Origin of the sequence: Butyrivibrio sp. ob235, assembly GCF_900109475.1 — a bacterium.
In the GTDB taxonomy this organism is placed as follows: Bacteria; Bacillota; Clostridia; order Lachnospirales; family Lachnospiraceae; genus Butyrivibrio.
This window is the reverse complement of record NZ_FOBE01000022.1, coordinates 61,059-79,131: the sequence shown is the minus strand read 5'-3', so window position 1 is coordinate 79,131 and position 18,073 is coordinate 61,059. Positions and strand designations below refer to the sequence as shown.

Below are 18,073 nucleotides of genomic sequence, written 5' to 3'. Positions count from 1 at the left end.
CCTAAAGTCCCGTCATTTTATACCAAGGATTATGTCGGGACAGGTACTTCCATAAGCTCATAGAGCTTACGTTGTTTGTTAGTTATTTCAGATAGATGATGCGCTCTGCCTGGCTGCTGGTAGTATTCAATAACATCCAGTTCATCAAGCAATGACTGCATTGTGTAATCACTGAACAGGCCATGTTCATCCATCTGTTTTTTGATATAAGACATCAGCTGCAGTGCTACGAACTGCACAAAGAGTTTACCTTCGAAGTTTTCTTCAGATGCGACAGACATCCTGCGCATGGAAAGGCGCTCTTTGAGGTTACCAAAGGACTTCTCAATAAGATCCTTCAGCCTGTATATACGAAGCGCTTCGACAGGATCCTTGATGCCATTGGTCATGAGAGCAAAATAGCCATAGTTACGCTCAGCCTTGCGAATTGCATCCTCATTGAATGAGTAGGTTTTTCCTCTTACTGGTGTCTCATGTATTGTAAAGTACTTCTGATACAGCTTTGTATCTTCCGGATCAGGAGTGCCATTTACCAGGTTGTTTTCAAGGCGGTCAAGCATTGCATTGAACCGTACCTTGTCATCAGTAGCTTTCTGGTCATTGTAGTAGAAATGGAGATATATACGGTGCTTGGCAGTAATGACTTCACCGGAGCGAGGTTTTTCCTTGGTGTATTCCCATTCCTCTGTGAATGACATGACATAGAGCTTTAGCTCAGAATTATAGTTAAAGCGGGTAACGAAATCATCACGGATCTTGTTAAGACGGCTGCTTACAAGATTCAGTGATAGCCTGGCTCCTATGAGGAACTTATGATGATGCTTCATCAGATCATTTATGTTCTTCTCGCTGTAGAAGCCTCTGTCCATGACAAGCTTGAGTTTCTCAAGTTTAAGGAAATCAACATCCTTAACGAGGTTCTCTATAGTCTTAACATCAGTAATGTTACCTGCCAGTTTCCTGTAGTAAACAGGGAGCATTGATTCCTCTCCATACAGCAGAGCAAGATTTATCTGCGGAAGGGAATCACCTTCCTTGTTCTTTCCATACTTGGCCTGCTTTATCAAAGTCGAGTATGAGGAGATAGATGTTGTATCAAAAGCGAGGTATTCATCGCAGGAGTGGCGCTTTGCCTGATATTTGAAGTAATCCATCTTGGATTCTTCAGTGATCAGTCCGAAAAGTTCACTGCTCCTCTGAGAAGGAATATCCTTGCCATAAGGATGCCTGTGGGTGCTGCCCCATTTGGTGAAACGGTATAATGGCAGCCCTTCCTCGATAACGAGGTAGTAAGCTATGGAGAGAATCTGTGGTGCCAGTGAGCCGTAGCACTTTCCAAGATCACCGGCAATGCCTGTCTTTTCAGCAATCCTGTCAAGCAGGTATGTTGCTCCATAAAACTGACAAAGACAGATGTCTGTTGGTACAGGCCCGGTCTTGGAAGTCGTGAGACTGGCTTCATATTCAGCTTTGAGACGATGGAAGTTTTTGTTGGGCTTGAAGTCCGTTCCATCATACTTGCCAATGTACTCACGCTTATGATCAGCCTGCTGCTTTTCTGCATTCCAGAATGGGTGATCAATATATGCGTAACCATTCTGAATGCGGACTTTATCAGTGATCCAGGGCTCATTTATCTTGATTTCCATAACCCACCTCCTTGGTATAATTATACCAAGGCATTGACGGAATATCAAGCAAAATCTGTGTTTTTGATACAATATTTTGTGCTCGCAAAGCCAGTAATATCAAGGATTTGCGGTAGTAACTGTTAACGATTTATACCAGAGCCTTGGTATAATTTCGCGGGAGCGCAGGTTGTAGTTGAAATCAGGAACAAATGTCTTAAGCCATTGAAGAATATATATTCTGTCAGATGGCCCTTCCACCCATATTATTCCATTTGTTTGAAAAAGATCACTGGCTCTTACTCCCAGATCATCCAGAATTTGATTCCTTTCTGATCCATTTGTAATATCCGTCACTGATGATTCACCATTAGTCTTAGTTACATGATACAATTTAGCATTATCTTTCCTATAGAATGTATTTATTGCTACAGGTGAATGGCTCGTGATAAATATTTTTGTATTCTTCTCTGCTGCAAAGTCATATAAATAATCAAACACTCTCCTTTGTAAAGCAGGATGTAGGTTGTTCTCTATTTCTTCAAATGCATAGCATAACTCTAGCGAACGATAATTCTTAGTAAGAGGGATTAGATACAGATTAATTAAGATAAGAATTATTGTTTTCAATCCGCTCCCGGACTTGGAAATGGCATATCTTTTTCCATCTTCCTCCAGGTAGATTTCCCATCTGTATCCTTTTTCCGTTCTTTCGCCTATCTGTTGAATTCTAATAGCAGAAAAAAATGCATCCGGCTGCATAATCGTGTTTAATTCTTTAAGAATCACCTTTTCAACCACGGATTCATCATAAGATTCCGTATTGATAAACTTTCTTACAAGATTTGTAGCACCTTCTCCATTTTCGCTAACCTCTTCATTATCAGTCTCAGTTTCCGGCACAATATCTCTTTCTGCGCTAATACGCAGCATAGCAACGTTGCTAATATCCCGACCATACCGACTTGTAACGTTAACCCAACTATGCAGAAGCTCTTTTTGCCACGGCTCATTTAATGGTATTTCATTTTCCCATTCAGATTGGGAACTAATAAATTCTGCCAGCGCATTGACATGCTTTTCCCCAGAAATTGTCTAGCATATTCAAAACCGGACCGATATTTATTTGGTAAGGCTAGATTCCTCTGATTATCGTAAAACCCTTCTAAAATATGTCCCTCATCAAGCTTAAAGGCCGGTCTTAATTTATCCTTATCCACTCCCCTAATATCAGCAATGTGCACTTTTCTAAACAAGCTTTCAATAACATCAATAACGCTGGACTTTCCGGAATTATTCTTCCCAATGATCAATGTGATATTTGTACCCAGCTCCAATTGATGAGTCTCATTTCTTGAAAAACTCTTATATGAATCAAATTCCAAAGCAGATAATAATAACAAGACATTATTTGCCATATCCAACACCTTCTCGTTTTTTCTTATATTACTTTCTCCACTTAATAATTCCCCTAAAATTTTATTTTTCTCAGAAATAATTCTTCTGAAGAAGGTTTATCTTCTCAAACAGAAACCACCGCTCTCAACCTTCAGTAATATATTCCGATCTATCTACAATTTCCTTCACAATACTCTTTTTAATTCCCTATCACGACCTTGATAAGCGCACCATGGTGAAGAACCTTAAATTTCTAAAGTTTTGAGCTTTCATATTTTGTGCTTATTAACTGCCCCCTTGTACAAATTATGCTAGTACATATCTGGTTCTGATATTAAATGAGTCTTCTCCCACCTTTTTACAACCACTACTCCCATGATATTACCCCCATCTAACAACGAACTCGTCACGCTTTCCTTAGTACTCGCTTAGAATTTGCTATAAGAAGATTATGCGTAAATGGTCCTCTATAAGCCTCCTCATCAAGAAATGCCAAAACCTCCATTGCTCCATCTTTATCTGCAGGAATTACTATTTTCTTATCCTTTATCTTCATATGAATTCCTGCATCTTTAGCAATGCTTTTGATTTCCTTAACCGTAAAATTCTTAAGCACTTCTGAATCGTTTATCATGGCAATCTTACGCCTGACGTAAATATTTGCCATCCCATTAAATGCTTCTATATTTTCAAAACGCAAAGCATCATTTTGTGTGAAAGCTCTGACTTCCGAATCTGAAGCGGACCGGTAATACTTACGAAGATCAAACACTTGTCTTGCATAGTAGAAAGATGTAAATTGAAGTTCTTCTCCTGTATAAAAGCAATCAACGTTGTATGTAATTCCAATTCCAAAATGCTTCTCAGGCTTGAATGTATTGTTTGTATGAAACAGCCGAAACGGTAATGCTGTCAAATTCTGCTCTTTCCTATATCGCTGAAATCCAATATTAAAATGCTCCCCCTCAACATTTTGAACACACTCTCCTACAAAAATAGCTTTAATTTCAGGATAGCCCATAAAGTCTTCATCCTCTTTATCCTTTACTGTATTGTCTTTTTCATATGAGTCTACTCCAAGAGGATTCCTTATCGCATCCTTTATCTCATCTGGAAGAAGAAATTTCTCAATGCGCAGTACCTCATCATCTTCAGGTTTATAATTTACCTCAAAATCATGTATGGCCTTACCATTTACCATAGTCTCCACAGAATCTCTAAATGTGTCACATATGGTTTTCTGTGTATCCTTATCAACTTCAAGTCTTAAAATACTATTGTCCGTAGTCAATATGAAAATACAGCAATTGTCGAACATTTGGCTCACTCCTCTCTTAGTAACAAGAATTCAAATACCTGAGCCACCCTATTTACATCAGAAGGTCTTCTCAACTTTTTACGCGATATTAGATGATATCCTGATGCAGCCCCTTCAACATCCAAATTATAGAAATGATATCTCCTCAGATACAGCCACGGATGCGGAGTCACGTAATCCGTGAATGTTAAAACGACAAGAAGCATAACAATAATAATCCCCAGTACTGGCTTAATATATGATTCAAACTGAAATGTAGCAAATGGGAGCAGATATGATATTATATAAGCCACAATCCATCCATCTCCACACGATATATCTGTTCCTGTAACCCTCATTGTCTGAAGATGCTTTTTCCCATAATTGAACGAAATATTGAAGATTACCATTATAATACCCACAATCGCCAGCATTACCAGTGGTACCTTCCAACTAATTACAATTGGATTTGACCAAGTGGATTTCTTAATAAGCCATACTATGCCCCCAAATATGAGTATAGGAGACTCAGCTGAAACAGTGTATATAAACTTCTGTAGTCTATTCGCCATATAAAATTCCTCATTCAGTAATCTTCATTTCTGCCTGAAACCGATTCCTATAGTCTATTTTATTTCTAAGAAAAATATTCTCCGGATATCCTATCATCTGATAAAAATATGATTCCGGATAATATTCCTTATTAGACAACACATTATCAAACTTCCCATCCAAGTTTTCTTCGTGCAGCATTTCTTTGAGAAGCTTTATAGTGTCACGATATATGTTCTGTGCCGAAAGCCTGCCTACACACCGATTCAACTGAAAGTCAATTATCCTCGGTTGCAAATTATCTCTATCTTCATATAGCCAGCTATTTAACCCCTCTGATGCTGCTCTGAGTTCATGTATTGCATTCGTAGCAACAACACCACTCCATGCATCTGCTAAAGTATTATATTGATCACTGCCTTTTTGCGCCTCAACAATATATGTAAAGATCCTAGTCATAATAACCATGTTTGCCTTTGCATCAACCGGAACCATAGTGCTTAAAACAGCCGTGGCGCCAGCTCTTATGAGAAGATCTGCTATATTCACATTACCCGTCCCTCTAGGGCTAGTGCTACATGCACTAAGAACCACAAATGGTGGCACTTTGAAGTCATTACCATCAGCTATCCAAGGCTCATCCTCTATCATAACACCGGAAACATTACGTTCTCTTTCCGAAAAACCATGTGCCGAAATATACAAAACATCTATATCGCGCATCTGTGGACTCTTTAACACATCCATCAGCTCATCCACATTATGAATGCGCTTAAAATCTACAGAAAACCTTTTCGAACCAAACCGCGATGAAGGATCTGAAAACTTCTTCATCATCTCATAAGTTTTATTTGAAAATGTCTTTACAAGATCATCTTCCTTAATGCAGTCAAGGAACAGGACATTACATTTATGAGAAAAATCTACCTGCCATATCTTTCTGCATTCATATTCCAAAGTCCTTGTCAATGGAGTCAACGGTCTATATGTGGTAGGAACTGAAAGACATATTGGAGCAGTCATATGAGGTGCTATGGCAAGGCCTATTGGAAAATCAGAGAAAACCGTCAGCGATATAGCCCTATAAAGCATTGATTTCTGAAATTCTGATAATCTCCTATCTAAATGCTCTCCAATAATAGTTAAAATCTTATCTATATGCTTCGCCTTTGGTTTTGTGGCATTTAAACTACCTATCTCAAGTTTGTTGAATTCAACAAAATCTTCCTTATCAATCTGCTTAAGTTCAATGTAAATAGCAGATTTGGCAATTGCGCGATGAATTCCAAGAAAGCGTATCATCCGCAGTTCATCCTCGGGAATCGAAATGCTTGAAGTTCTTATCTTTCTTTGAGCAGCTGCTACACCTGGGAGTGTCATCACAACATTTGCTCTGAAAATCCCTTTCTGCCGCTCCTCTTCTTCATCAACAATATAGTATGTTTCTTCCGTAAGGGAATCCACGCCCTTATTCCGAAGAGATACGAGAGCATTGTTGTGGTTTTTTATCTTAGCATAAATTTCAGCGATAACATCATCCACCCGTTCTGGCGATGAAGCATCAATAGTTCCAATAACTCTGTCTACACAGCCATACTGCCGTGCCAAGAAAACTACCGGCAAAGCCTTCAAGCATTCCCCTCTGAGAAGATAATGCTTATCAATATCTAGTACTATCTCCTCGGCAGCTAACCCCTCTCGTTCTATTAATTTCTGCCAAATATCATTTATATCGTAAGCTTTCAGCGCACTCTGCCGATAAACTCCGAGAGGTGTCTTCATAGCCTCTGCGACATTTACCACTTCATTCGCACAATCATCCGAAACAAATATTCCCGTAGCATCAAGCTTCATGCCTGTATGTTGAGCCAAAAAAGAATCTGGCAATAGAACGATGCTATGTGGTGTATCATAAGATGAATCTAATAGTAATTCATCCTGATTATATAAATCCAGTGATAGTCTTGGCAGATGAAGGATAAACTCTAAAGAGTCCAAAACATCCGCTAGACCAGGCATCAAAAGATGAGCTGTTCTCTGATATTCAGAAGAATTCATTTCAGTTAAAGGAATTACTGGCGAGTACTCTTCCTCAACATCACCATGAAACACGACAAAATAATTGTAAATCTCTATTCCTTCGAAAACCATTGCAAAAACCTTTATACTACTAAATCTCTTTCACCTTTAGTTCCATTTATAACCAGTCACATCAGCAGAAATCAGAACAGGAGTATTGGAGATTAATCAATGCATCTTCTCCATATTTATTCATTTCAATTCTGATACTTAACAATGTAGTTATTGATGCAATTCACTTGTCTTTTCCACAGCGTTTCATTATCATTTCTTACCTTACTGACCTTGTTGCTTAGTAAGTACGCTGTTACTCGTACCATATTATTGTACCAAATTTTTGAAATGATATCCCCAATATCATGCATCGAGACATGGACCAGATTTTATTTATTCTTTACACTATTTTCATGTATGTTTAATTTGCATACTTTAAAATATGTATAACAATGACTTATAAAGATGTATCTTAAGTACTCATGGTTATGATCACATGGAGGGATGCGATTTGAAAAGTATAAATAAACGAATTTTACATTATCTATGTATATCAGCTTTCGTTATAGGAATGCTTGCCTGTGTAAAAACCACGGCATTTGCTGCTCTTTCAATCAACGGCAGTGCAGTAACCGAACCATATTCGGGACCCGGTTGGAGTTATAATACCACAACTAATACTTTAACTTTAAATGGATTTACTGTTACCAGCGGTACTCAACCGGCAATTTCTGCAAGTGATTTGAACAAGTTTAATATTGTTCTAGTCGGAGAGAACAATATCAATGTATCTAATGAGAATGGTATACTTGTTACTTTGTCCGGCAGTAACTGCAAATTCAGTATCAGTGGAACAGGTTCGTTAAAAGTAAATTCTACCGATTCAGCAATAAGATGCAATGGTGGCTCAAGTGATATTTTTGAAATTAAGCAATGCGCTATAGAAGCTACCGGCACAGGCGATTCTTCAGCTGGTATTTTTAGTGAAACAGAACTTTTAATCAGTAATTCTGCGACGGTTGTTGCTACAGGCGGAGACGCAAGTAGTAACGATGCATATGGTATTTTTTCAGATGCCGGAAAGGTAACAATAAAGAATTCTAATGTAACTGCCACAGGTGGAACCAAAGGCATATATGGCTATAATGTAGCAGTTGACAATTCTGTTGTAAGAGCATCAGCACTGGGTGCAACAAATCAGGAATGTGCGATTCAGGGCGACCATGAAATAAATATCTCAGGTAAATCAACAGTAGTGGCAACTGCTACATCTGAATACTCGTATGGCGTTTCATGCAATACATCATATGGTATACAAATAAGTGCAGATGTTAAGTCGGTAATAATTGAGGGCAATACTGCTTTAGGCGGCAGACTTCAGAATATGACTCCCGGTGTTGGTTGGTTTAATGGCGTTCCGGAAGTAATAGAAATACATGAAGACTCAACCAGTATTACTACATCATATGAAAAAGTCCAATTTCCTAAAATTGCACCGACAATAACAAGTGCTCCTACCGCAAAGAGTCTTACTTATACCGGAAGTGAGCAGGAACTTGTAATTGCCGGCACTGCTACTAATGGACAAATGGAATATGCCATTGGCACAAATGCAGATGAAGCTCCTACTACAGGCAGTTTCGGTGCGCAATTGCCTAAGGCGACAAAAGCAGGTTCTTATTATGTTTGGTATCGAGCTGTGGGAACCGATATATATGGTGCGACAGATGCAGAATGCATTGCGGTTGAAATCAAGAAGCCTGAATATAGTATTACTATTTCAACAGATGGTAATGGAACAGCTACAGCTTCGGCTAATAAAGGCGTAGAGGGCACAGAGGTAACCCTTACTGCAACTCCAAATAGTGGTTATAAGTTTGGTGAATGGCAAGTTATTTCCGGCGGAGTAACAGTTGAAAACAACAAATTCCTGATAAAGACCTCAAATGTAGAAATTAAGGCAATTTTTGAGGCGGATAGCACTCCGGAGATTATTCAAATCAATGGTACAACCCTGTCAGAACTTAAAGGTGGAAACAAGAGTATTACTGTCAGTTGGAAAGAGCAGACAGATATTGATGGATATGAACTTCAATGTACAGTTGATACGGACTTCAATACGATTGCAAAGACCGTCACTATCAGTGATGCAAAAACAACCAAAACTACAATTAAGAAACTCAGCGATAATAAGAAGTACTATGTTAGAATCCGTACATTTAAAAATGTAAATAGCACTGTACAATACTCTGATTGGAGCAGTGTTAATAGTGTTAAAACCGCTTTGCCTGAAGTTATAGATAAGAAACTACCCGGAAGCAGTATTACAAAACTAAAAGCCGGAAAAGGCTCTATGAAGATCACTTGGAATAAGCAAAAGAATGTAAAGGGCTACGAAATAGAATATAGTCTTAGTAAGAATTTTAAAAAGAATACTGAAATTGAAACTATTTCCAGCCAACGCAAAAAGACAACAACCATTAAGAATCTGAAATCAAAAAAGACATACTATGTAAGAATCCGTACATATAAAGAATCAGGCAAGAAGAAGTTATGTTCCAAATGGAGTACAGTAAAAAGTATTAAAATCAAGTGATTATAGCTCAGCTAGGAGCTCATTTTCCACAGATTATTTACAAGCGCTAAATTTTCATTTACTAGCCCTGAAAATTTAGCGCTTATTCTATTGCTTTGATTATCCCTCAATAATTGTCGATATCAATCGATACTCATAGGGTAATCGATATTCGTGAGGGTTTCCCAAAGTTTATGAGGGTCAGTCCTGAGGGCAATGTCATTAAGTTAAGATGACACTATAAAGATCTCTACATCAGAAATGGTGTAGGGGTCTTTTTTTTCTAAAAAGTAGTTGACAGATAAACATAAAAGTGCGGCCGCTTTCGCTACAGATTATTATAAGAAGTAGCGAAAGCGGCCCTTGAAATTAGAGGCAAAAGTCTTTATTTCAAGGAGGTGCACATGAAAGCAAAACAGGTTAGAGACACTTTACTAAAGGAGATACGCACTGTTTGTAAGTCCATTGAACAGTTCTGTGTCTCTCCAGGAATGGATTTTGTAAGAAACAGAAAAATGCCGATTGAAAAACTCATTTTGACAATCATTGGTATGGGGAGCAGAAATATCACAAATGAATTATTAGATTTTTATGATACTTCTCCAGATACGCCTACAGCTTCCGCTTTTGTACAGCAGCGAGGCAAACTTAAACCTGAGGCGTTAGAGACTATATTCAAATCATTTTCTATTAAATTGTTAGCTAGCTCAGTGAAGCAAATGCCTATCCTTGCAGTCGATGGTTCTGATGTTCAGATAGCAACAAATCCCGCAGATACAGAGTCATTTTTCACGGGGATGAATGGTCAACATCCTTATAATCTTTTGCATCTTAATGCTCTCTATGACCTTAATCAAAACATATACTTGGATTCTGTCATTCAGAAAAAGCACAATTACAACGAACATTTAGCGTTAATATCGATGGTCGATAGATCAACAATACCAAAGGCACTTTTGATAGCCGATCGAGGATATGAATCTTACAACAACATGGCGCATATTCAGGAAAAGGGGTGGTTTTTTCTTATTCGCATAAAAGATGGAATACATGGTATAAAAGATGGTTTGGACCTTCCAACAACAGACACTTATGATGTTGAATTCAATTTAAAGTTAACCAAGAAGAATACCAAAGAAACAAAGGAATTATTTAAGGATAAAAATCATTACAAATACATATCACACACAACACCTCTTGATTATCTTCCACCTAAGTCACGAAAAGCAGATCCTCTGGTGTTCTATAAGATTGGATTTCGGGTTGTTAGGTTTCCTATTTCGTCAAATGATTATGAAACAGTAATAACAAATCTAGATTCAAATGATTATCCCCCGTCAGAAATAAAAAGGCTTTATGCAGCTCGATGGGGAATAGAATCATCCTTCAGAGCATTAAAATACACTCTTGGAATGGTTAATTTTCATTCAAAAAAAGTAGCGTGTATTCTGCAGGAAATATATGCGCATCTAATAATGTATAACTTTGCGGAAACGGTCACTTCGCAGGTATCCATCCGCAAAAAGCAAAGGAAACATACATATAAAGCAAACTTTACAGTAGCAGTCCATATGTGCAGACTATACTACCGCAGAAAAACAACGCTACAAGTTCTGGAAACCGTTATTTCGAAGAACCTCTTGCCAATTCGCCCGGATAGGAGCCGAGAGCGAAAATTTGCACCAAGAGTTTTCCGTGGTTTCTTATATAGAGTAGCATAACTGAGTTAAAAATACATAATAAGGATAAGGCAGATGACGTCTGCCTATTAGTCATGCCATAAACAACAAAAGAGAGACTGAGATAATGATATCAGTCTCTCTTGGAAATACACTTGTTTACTTCTAGGTCATTAACTTAATGACATTGGTCCTGAGGGGCTGGCTCTTTTTTTAGTGGAGTTCGTGAGGGTTATTCGTGAGGGTCGTTCGTGAGGGGCATTCGTGAGGGGCAAACTTGAGGGTCTGGAGTTATAGCCCCAGACCCTCTGATTAGATTACAGCAGCACAGGATAATCAATACCATGTTCATCAAGGATTTTCTGTAGTTCCAGGATGTAGTTGTATTGTTTTTCTATTTCAATCCAGTTACCATGGCAAAGTGAGTCTGCTTCTTCTATCTCTTGAAGCATTATCTGATAATCTTCCCATTTGATGCATTTATGGTCTTTGCTGAAAGCACAATAATCATGCATTAATTAGTCCTCCTAAAAATCATCTTCTTCAAAGTAATCAACAGGGTTATAGTCAGTTACGCCATTGAGCACAGGAGCGGATCTGGTTGAATAAAGGAACCGGTTGCGGAAGTGCTCAAAGTTCCTGAAGCCTCTGCCCATGCGCTTCAGATCCTTTATTTTCCTGTTTATTGATTCAATAGGGCCGTTAGAAAGCCTGCTGTTGTAGATTTTTCCATTTCCCATTTTTTCAACCATTATGAAAGAATTGATTATGGGATCCTCAAATTTTTCAAGAAGTGTTAAATGAATTTTTAAGTGCACCACTGCAAGACATAACGCACACCCATGCAGTTACCTTTGCAATATATGATTAATTAGGCGATAATTGTTTATGTTCTGCAGATTGATTACTTCTTGAATATGGGAGGTAATCAGAAATGTCTCAATATAAACATTTAACGTTCCAGGAACGCATTCGCATTGAAGAACTTCTTGAGAAAAAAGTCTCTATCAATATGATTGCTAAAGATCTAAAGAAATCCAGATCCACCATTGCAAGAGAAATTCAAAGAAATCGTTATAAAGTATCTGAACCAAGTTATCGAATTCATCCATGTATCCATAAAAAAAGCTGTGAAAGAATGCATGTTTGTGGGGATGAATCATGCCGTAGGCATTGTAATACTTGTCTGGGTACTTGCAACACAAATAATTGTAAAGATTATGTACCACAGCAATGTCGATTTATCGAGAATTCCCCTTTTGTATGCAATGGTTGTGACAGAATTGACATTACCATGGGGGATAATGCCTGCCGGTATATTAAGTTCAAATATCAGGCAAAACGTGCCCAATTGTTGTATGAAGAAAAACTTACTGAGTCCCGTTCAGGGATTTCCTTTTCTCCTTCTGAGGTAGCTGAGATAGATAATCTCGTATCTCCTCTGCTACTTAATGGTCAGTCAATTTCCACTGTTTTCTTTAATCATCAAAAGGAACTTCCCTGCTGTGAAAGAACACTTTATAACCTTGTAGATGGCTGCTATCTTACTGCCAGAAATATCGATATGCCAAGAAAAGTGAAGTTTAAGACTCGCTACAAGCATGGTACTGGGCGAAATCATGATGTGTTTACATTTGATAGAACATATGCTGATTTCAAGAATTTTCTTATAGAAAATCCAGATGTTTCGATCTGTGAAATGGATACAGTTATTGGTAAGGCTGATGAAGGTCCCGTCATACTAACACTGATGTTGCGAAGTTGCCATCTTATGCTAGCCTTCTTGCTCCCTAACAAGACTCAGAGCTGTGTCATCGATACTTTAAACAATCTATGCAAAATGATAGGAATTGAGGCCTTTAGGCGAATTTTCGGGGTAATAATCACAGACAGAGGTACGGAATTTTCTAATCCACTGGCACTTGAATGTGATCAATATGGGGAAATAAAAACAAGGGTATTCTATTGCGATTCCTACTGCTCCTGGCAGAAAGGTTATGACAAGTTATTTTTTATGTAAAGAAACCCATTAAAGTCAGCCTATTTTCAGGCATTACTAATGGATTTCTTTACATAATGATTCTTAAAGTTTAGATTTGCACAGATCCTTAAGCCAACTCTTAAGTGATATATTATTATCCCACTGTGGCTCTTCCTTTGGAACGATTTCTTTGCTGGCTGCTTCAATGGCTTCACGCTTGAGTTTGGCATCAGCTCTTGCATATCGTTCAGTTGTTCTAACGCTTACATGTCCGAGTAAGTCTCTGATGTAAATTAAATCAACACCCGAAGCAACTAAACCCATAGCTGTTGAATGCCTGAGCTTGTGAGGGCTCATATCTACTGGTATTAGGTTAGGGTCTATTTTTCTGGCTGCATCAGAGTACTTTGTTACTATGTAACATATCCCTTGTCTAGTGAATTGGTTTTTCATGTGGTTAATAAAAAGCCAGTCATCCATATGTGAAGGGACATCGTAATGCATTTCTTTAATGTACTGTTTGATTATCGGAATTATAAGGTTGCTTAATGGAACAAATCGGCTCTTTTGTCCTTTCCCGTGTACGAGTACTGTATATGGAGATGAAAGCGATATGTCTTTTACTCTTATGTTTATAAGTTCACTTACCCTCATCCCTGTTGTATAGAGCATCATCAGAATTATGTAATCCCTTAATCCGTTTGTGCTATGTAGTGGGATTTGCTCCATTAATAGTTTTACGCCATCCTCTTTGAGATAAGATATCTCTTTCTGCGGAACCTTCTTTATTGGAATTCCAAGTATCCTTTGATATTCCGGCATATATTCCGGCTTTACATATGAGAGATACCGGATAAAACTATTTATTGCAGCTTGTTTTTGATTTCGTGATGAAATGCTATTATGCTGGTGCTCTTGTAACCATTCAAGAAATCTAATGATATTTTCATATGTCAAATCGGATAACGTTACATTATCAGCGTCAATGGATTCCTCTTCTGAATAGTATTGCAAAAGATTAATGAATGCATATCTATATGAATCAATTGTTTTAGCGCTACAGCCACGATCATTTACCATGTAATCAGTTAAGTACTTGTTCAAGAAGATGGCAAAGTCAGTCCTGTTCATAGATAGTCGCCACCTTTCCAAAAATATCATTTATACTTGCAGCCCATTTTTCTTCTATGTAGGGGTAAATGTTTACTGTAAGGCGTAAATACTTTTCAGTTGCATATATTGTTTTATGTCCAAGGTATGTTGACAGTACCGGTAATGCAACATAAAGATCAACGCCGTTGTCTACCATCTGCTTAAACGAACGTACTGCAAAAGTGTGTCGCCAGTCATGTATCCTTGGGCCGTTACCATCGCCAAAATATGGTATTTGGGCCTTATCCAAAAACTTTCTGTGAAGTTCATATATGACATCTCCGCAGAGCCGGTCACCATTTACATTTGTAAAAATATATTCATCATCTTCAAGGGCATAGAAGCATTTATCTGCGTATTGTGTTATTAAATCTAGCAATTCATCTGAAAGCACAATGTACCTAGCACAATCGTTTTTGGTTTCATATAGAGCTACTATTCCGTTTTCAAGATCTACATCCTTTTTCCTTATGCCAAGAGTTTCATTTATTCTTGTTCCACAACAGTAGAGAATCCGGAATAGTACAGGAAGCTGAATAAGATTCTTTTTATTCCCTTTATCAGGCTCATAAGTATCCACTGCCTGAAAATACCTAAAAATCTCATCATCTGTATATATATGAGGATTAAAGTCGCTTTGAATTGATTTGATATCATGAGGAATGTAGACATCATAACCCTTTCTGCTCAAATACAGCAGGAAATTTTTGGCAAAGTTAATGCGAGAATAATGAGTTGTTACAGCTTCCTCATCCCTCTTAACAGCCCAGGCAATTGCATCATTTTCGGTAAATCTTACATCCGTTATTCCTTGTGATACGCAAAACCTGTCAAACTGGGCCAAACGTTTTTCATATGAGAGTCTTTTGAAACCTGATGCTTCTTTATAAGCGATATAACAGTTCATCTCATCTGCAAATCCTGAGACATAAGTATATTTCATGACTTTGTTGCCTCCTTTCTATAATAACGGGAAGAAAGTGTAGGCATACTCAAAGTACAAGTACGAAGGCGATCAATATCTACTTTTAAATATATTTTCGTAGTTTCAGTAGATTGATGTCCAAGAACTGTGCTAATAACCGGAAGAGAAACATTTCTCTTTAATAAATTTGAGGCCAGGCTATGTCTTAAAGAATGGGCTCCATGCTTTTTATCCTTCCATCCAGTTATAGCCGCTTTTTTCATATATCTTGTAACAATTGAATGAATAGTAGGGGATTTTAATGGCTTTCCATATTTTGATTGTTCTGATGAAAGGATAACCTCTGGCCGTTCAGATTTTGGCCTTCCATGCTGAAGATAATCTATAATAGCATTTCCTACCGAGAAAAGGAGCGGGTACTCTACTGGGACATCAGTTTTTTGTTGTTCGAATCGTATGATGTTTTTATCCCAATCTATCTGATCAAGCCTAAAGCCTGTTATATCAGCACTTCTCCAGCCATACTCAGCTGCAAGTAGCAATACAAGATAATCTCTTTTTCCTATAGCAGAAGATCTATCCGGAGCATTTATTATTCTGCTGATTTCTTCTTCAGTATATGTCGTAGGAATGCTGCTATGCCGATTAAAACTGTCAGGAAGTATAAATGATGATAGATCCTTTATCGTATAATGCCTGCTATAAATATATCTAAAGAATTGACGAAGGGAATTGGCGTAATCATGCCTTGCGCCAACTGTTTCACAGTACTCCTTGAAATAGTTTTCTATTTCATCCATGCCTATCATTTCTAAATCGATATTTCGATATTTCATAAAAGCATTTAGTTTAGAAAGAACCCTTGTGTACTCAGAAATAGTAGAGTGTGTCCTATGTAGTTCATCTCGTGCATAAATAAGGAATTCCTGTATTAAATTTCCTGTTCTACCAGAAAAAGTGTATTCAACTCTTGGTGATCTGAATTCAAACTCGCCATCTTTCTGATATGAAACAAGCATACGAATGGCTCTTAAATGCGTTTTGTCTTTTAAACTCATCCCTTCTAAAAGTAGATGGGTTCCTATATGGTAATCACAATACTGATTAGCGATTCTTTCAGAAAAAACTGTTAAAGAGTTCTTTTCCATCCAGCATTTTAGTTCATCCCAGTGCGACTGAATCTTTTCTGCATAGTCAGGTTTGTACTGTCTGTCAATCAGTTCTGCACTACATAGTTTAATTAATTCACTGATATCTGTTACCATAGACAACGTTCTCCTTTCATAAATGTCTTTAGTAACAGTATCGGCATTATTATGTAAAGAAATCTACAAATAATTGCTTATACTACATGGGTTGTTATTATTTCTTTACATAAAAAATAACTTGTCATAACCTTTCTTATGTAAAGATTTACATAAAAAAGGAATGATCGAGAAAAACCATGAGTTCATCAGGTATGTTATACCCAAAGGGACAAGCTTTTTAAACCTGTCCCAGTCAGATATAACGCTTGTCATGAATCATATCAACAACTATCCCAGAGCTTCATTAAACAACTGTACGCCATTCGCACTGGCGGAAATGCTTGTTGATAATAAGCTTCTGGAAGTGCTTGGATATCACAAAATCTTGCCGGACGATGTGATACTTAAGCCGTCATTGATAAAAAAATAAATCAATAGAATTATAACAGAAATCAATCTGCAGGACTAAGTGCATAGTATTTAGAAAGTGGTGTGAAGTGACCGCTTAGTCTTGCAATAAATTGGTCAGTTCTCTGTTTTCTATGCCTTTATATAAGAAAAGCCGCATAAAATCTAGCTTTTCAAGATTGAATAATGCCAGATCTTATGCGGTTACTTTTACATTTCAAAGAAATTTCAAAAGTGTGCACTAACCTTTTCTAGTAACGAATTTTTCAAGAAGTGAGGCAAAATCGCGGAATATATCATGCCTGGAGCTTCTGTATTCTTTTATCAGCGTGTACAGTTCCAGCCTTGCTGAATGCGGATCGCCGTTGTTGCGAGAATTGAACTGCACATACTTTTCTTTGAGATCCCTGAATTCCTGAAGATTGGGATCTATCCTGAACAGGGCATCTTCATAATCAAACGTGTTCATAAGCCGGTGGAAATGCGGATCCATACGAAGATCTTGATGATAACGGATATTTGATAGATTGGACAGGACCAACCAACGGTACTTCTGTAGAATGTATACCTCATCAGAGACCGGAAGAGTGACAGGTTCATGACGTTCCATAGAAAGCTTGGCCTGGAGCTCACGGTCACGCTGGCGGTATTTCTTTATCAGCTGCCGGATATGATTGTCTATCAGGCGGGTTATCCATTGAATCACGTGAAAGGAATCCACAACGGGGATTGCATTGGGGAAATATTTCTCTACATAAGCGATATAGGGCTTGTACATGTCAGAAATAAGGTATCTTACAGATAATCTCTCCTCAATTGGAATTCCAGTGAAATAGGGCTCTGTGACATCATTTCTTCTACTGCGCAGCAGGTCAATCGGGTCACCGGTATGGAAGTCCTGTATGACCAGGGCGTACTTACAACGTTCATCCATATCTATGCAGACCTCATCAATAGAAATGGCATCTGTCAGAGGAAGACGGTCGAGTTTGACATACCTGTCGAAGACTTCGTGAGCATGGGAATCTGAAACATGAAACTTCTTGGCAATAGAGACCGATGTTTCCATAAGATTTCTATACGCGTCTACAATCAGCATATCCGTAGCGTTGGATGTGCGCCTGCGCTTGTTTACAAACTTGAAATTTTCGCTGATGT

15 protein-coding genes and 1 pseudogene are annotated in these 18,073 nt (G+C 37.9%); 4 read left to right on the top strand and 12 right to left on the bottom strand.

The annotated features are described in order from the left end of the window. Nucleotides 1–29 precede the first annotated feature (29 nt). The 6 genes from BMW61_RS14575 to BMW61_RS14550 form a co-directional block, all read right to left on the bottom strand. A complete protein-coding gene (locus BMW61_RS14575; protein ID WP_091823332.1) occupies nucleotides 30–1,649 on the bottom strand; it encodes an IS1634 family transposase in 1,620 nt (539 codons plus the stop codon). 99 nt (nucleotides 1,650–1,748) lie between these two features. Beyond that, nucleotides 1,749–2,531, bottom strand: coding sequence for an ATP-dependent nuclease (locus BMW61_RS14570; RefSeq protein WP_175475230.1), 783 nt, complete (start codon nucleotides 2,529–2,531; stop codon nucleotides 1,749–1,751). Between the two features lie 110 nt (nucleotides 2,532–2,641). Next, on the bottom strand, nucleotides 2,642–3,046 hold the full coding sequence (locus BMW61_RS14565) for an AAA family ATPase (RefSeq protein ID WP_091823326.1): 405 nt from the start codon (nucleotides 3,044–3,046) through the stop codon (nucleotides 2,642–2,644). A 386-nt stretch (nucleotides 3,047–3,432) separates the two neighbouring features. Then, nucleotides 3,433–4,344, bottom strand: a complete 912-nt coding sequence (locus BMW61_RS14560; protein WP_091823323.1) for a Kiwa anti-phage protein KwaB-like domain-containing protein — start codon at nucleotides 4,342–4,344, stop codon at nucleotides 3,433–3,435. Nucleotides 4,345–4,349: 5 nt separating this feature from the next. Next, nucleotides 4,350–4,895 carry a hypothetical protein gene (locus tag BMW61_RS14555; protein WP_091823321.1) on the bottom strand — a complete coding sequence of 182 codons (546 nt, stop codon included), beginning with the start codon at nucleotides 4,893–4,895 and terminating at the stop codon, nucleotides 4,350–4,352. 10 nt (nucleotides 4,896–4,905) lie between these two features. Further along, complete coding sequence (locus BMW61_RS14550) at nucleotides 4,906–7,026, bottom strand: CHAT domain-containing protein (protein WP_091823318.1); 2,121 nt, start codon at nucleotides 7,024–7,026, stop codon at nucleotides 4,906–4,908. Between the two features lie 433 nt (nucleotides 7,027–7,459). Between BMW61_RS14550 and BMW61_RS14545 the strand changes: the two genes are divergently transcribed. Together BMW61_RS14545 and BMW61_RS14540 are read left to right on the top strand one after the other, a co-directional pair. After that, a complete protein-coding gene (locus tag BMW61_RS14545; protein WP_175475229.1) occupies nucleotides 7,460–9,544 on the top strand; it encodes an InlB B-repeat-containing protein in 2,085 nt (694 codons plus the stop codon). 383 nt (nucleotides 9,545–9,927) lie between these two features. Beyond that, nucleotides 9,928–11,244: an IS4 family transposase gene (locus BMW61_RS14540; protein WP_091823312.1), complete on the top strand. Its 1,317-nt coding sequence runs from the start codon at nucleotides 9,928–9,930 to the stop codon at nucleotides 11,242–11,244. Between the two features lie 275 nt (nucleotides 11,245–11,519). Here BMW61_RS14540 and BMW61_RS14535 read toward each other — a convergent pair whose 3' ends face one another. Together BMW61_RS14535 and BMW61_RS14530 are read right to left on the bottom strand one after the other, a co-directional pair. Next, nucleotides 11,520–11,717: a mobility-associated LCxxNW protein gene (locus BMW61_RS14535; RefSeq protein WP_091823309.1), complete on the bottom strand. Its 198-nt coding sequence runs from the start codon at nucleotides 11,715–11,717 to the stop codon at nucleotides 11,520–11,522. A 12-nt stretch (nucleotides 11,718–11,729) separates the two neighbouring features. After that, the gene (locus BMW61_RS14530) at nucleotides 11,730–11,942 is read right to left on the bottom strand and encodes a transposase (RefSeq protein WP_175475228.1); all 213 of its coding nucleotides are present in this window, start codon (nucleotides 11,940–11,942) and stop codon (nucleotides 11,730–11,732) included. Between the two features lie 194 nt (nucleotides 11,943–12,136). Here BMW61_RS14530 and BMW61_RS14525 point away from each other — a divergent pair, with 194 nt between their 5' ends. Continuing rightward, the gene (locus BMW61_RS14525; RefSeq protein WP_026499249.1) at nucleotides 12,137–13,222 is read left to right on the top strand and encodes a helix-turn-helix domain-containing protein; all 1,086 of its coding nucleotides are present in this window, start codon (nucleotides 12,137–12,139) and stop codon (nucleotides 13,220–13,222) included. A 63-nt stretch (nucleotides 13,223–13,285) separates the two neighbouring features. On the opposite strand, the gene BMW61_RS14520 is transcribed toward BMW61_RS14525, so the two are convergent. From BMW61_RS14520 to BMW61_RS14510, 3 genes are read right to left on the bottom strand one after another with little or no spacing between them, the layout of a single operon-like run. Next, nucleotides 13,286–14,314 carry a tyrosine-type recombinase/integrase gene (locus BMW61_RS14520; protein WP_091823304.1) on the bottom strand — a complete coding sequence of 343 codons (1,029 nt, stop codon included), beginning with the start codon at nucleotides 14,312–14,314 and terminating at the stop codon, nucleotides 13,286–13,288. After that, nucleotides 14,301–15,278, bottom strand: a complete 978-nt coding sequence (locus BMW61_RS14515) for a tyrosine-type recombinase/integrase (RefSeq protein ID WP_091823301.1) — start codon at nucleotides 15,276–15,278, stop codon at nucleotides 14,301–14,303. The genes BMW61_RS14520 and BMW61_RS14515 overlap by 14 nt, the downstream gene beginning before the upstream one ends. Then, nucleotides 15,275–16,525 carry a site-specific integrase gene (locus BMW61_RS14510; protein ID WP_091823298.1) on the bottom strand — a complete coding sequence of 417 codons (1,251 nt, stop codon included), beginning with the start codon at nucleotides 16,523–16,525 and terminating at the stop codon, nucleotides 15,275–15,277. The genes BMW61_RS14515 and BMW61_RS14510 overlap by 4 nt, the downstream gene beginning before the upstream one ends. A gap of 154 nt (nucleotides 16,526–16,679) precedes the next feature. Here BMW61_RS14510 and BMW61_RS23080 point away from each other — a divergent pair. Then, nucleotides 16,680–16,937 (top strand): annotated as a pseudogene (locus BMW61_RS23080) (IS30 family transposase); the annotation flags it as partial. A gap of 219 nt (nucleotides 16,938–17,156) precedes the next feature. On the opposite strand, the gene BMW61_RS14500 reads toward BMW61_RS23080, so the two are convergent. Then, nucleotides 17,157–17,984, bottom strand: coding sequence for a transposase (locus BMW61_RS14500; protein ID WP_278296418.1), 828 nt, complete (start codon nucleotides 17,982–17,984; stop codon nucleotides 17,157–17,159). Nucleotides 17,985–18,073 lie beyond the last annotated feature (89 nt).

What these genes read in the sequence shown, in the direction of transcription:
- BMW61_RS14575 (WP_091823332.1), bottom strand. Translation starts at nt 1,649, where the DNA reads ATGGAAATCAAGATAAATGAGCCCTGGATCACTGATAAAGTCCGCATT.
- BMW61_RS14565 (WP_091823326.1), bottom strand. Translation starts at nt 3,046, where the DNA reads ATGGCAAATAATGTCTTGTTATTATTATCTGCTTTGGAATTTGATTCA.
- BMW61_RS14560 (WP_091823323.1), bottom strand. Translation starts at nt 4,344, where the DNA reads ATGTTCGACAATTGCTGTATTTTCATATTGACTACGGACAATAGTATT.
- BMW61_RS14555 (WP_091823321.1), bottom strand. Translation starts at nt 4,895, where the DNA reads ATGGCGAATAGACTACAGAAGTTTATATACACTGTTTCAGCTGAGTCT.
- BMW61_RS14550 (WP_091823318.1), bottom strand. Translation starts at nt 7,026, where the DNA reads ATGGTTTTCGAAGGAATAGAGATTTACAATTATTTTGTCGTGTTTCAT.
- BMW61_RS14540 (WP_091823312.1), top strand. Translation starts at nt 9,928, where the DNA reads ATGAAAGCAAAACAGGTTAGAGACACTTTACTAAAGGAGATACGCACT.
- BMW61_RS14535 (WP_091823309.1), bottom strand. Translation starts at nt 11,717, where the DNA reads ATGCATGATTATTGTGCTTTCAGCAAAGACCATAAATGCATCAAATGG.
- BMW61_RS14530 (WP_175475228.1), bottom strand. Translation starts at nt 11,942, where the DNA reads ATGGGAAATGGAAAAATCTACAACAGCAGGCTTTCTAACGGCCCTATT.
- BMW61_RS14525 (WP_026499249.1), top strand. Translation starts at nt 12,137, where the DNA reads ATGTCTCAATATAAACATTTAACGTTCCAGGAACGCATTCGCATTGAA.
- BMW61_RS14520 (WP_091823304.1), bottom strand. Translation starts at nt 14,314, where the DNA reads ATGAACAGGACTGACTTTGCCATCTTCTTGAACAAGTACTTAACTGAT.
- BMW61_RS14515 (WP_091823301.1), bottom strand. Translation starts at nt 15,278, where the DNA reads ATGAAATATACTTATGTCTCAGGATTTGCAGATGAGATGAACTGTTAT.
- BMW61_RS14510 (WP_091823298.1), bottom strand. Translation starts at nt 16,525, where the DNA reads ATGGTAACAGATATCAGTGAATTAATTAAACTATGTAGTGCAGAACTG.
- BMW61_RS14500 (WP_278296418.1), bottom strand. Translation starts at nt 17,984, where the DNA reads ATGGAAACATCGGTCTCTATTGCCAAGAAGTTTCATGTTTCAGATTCC.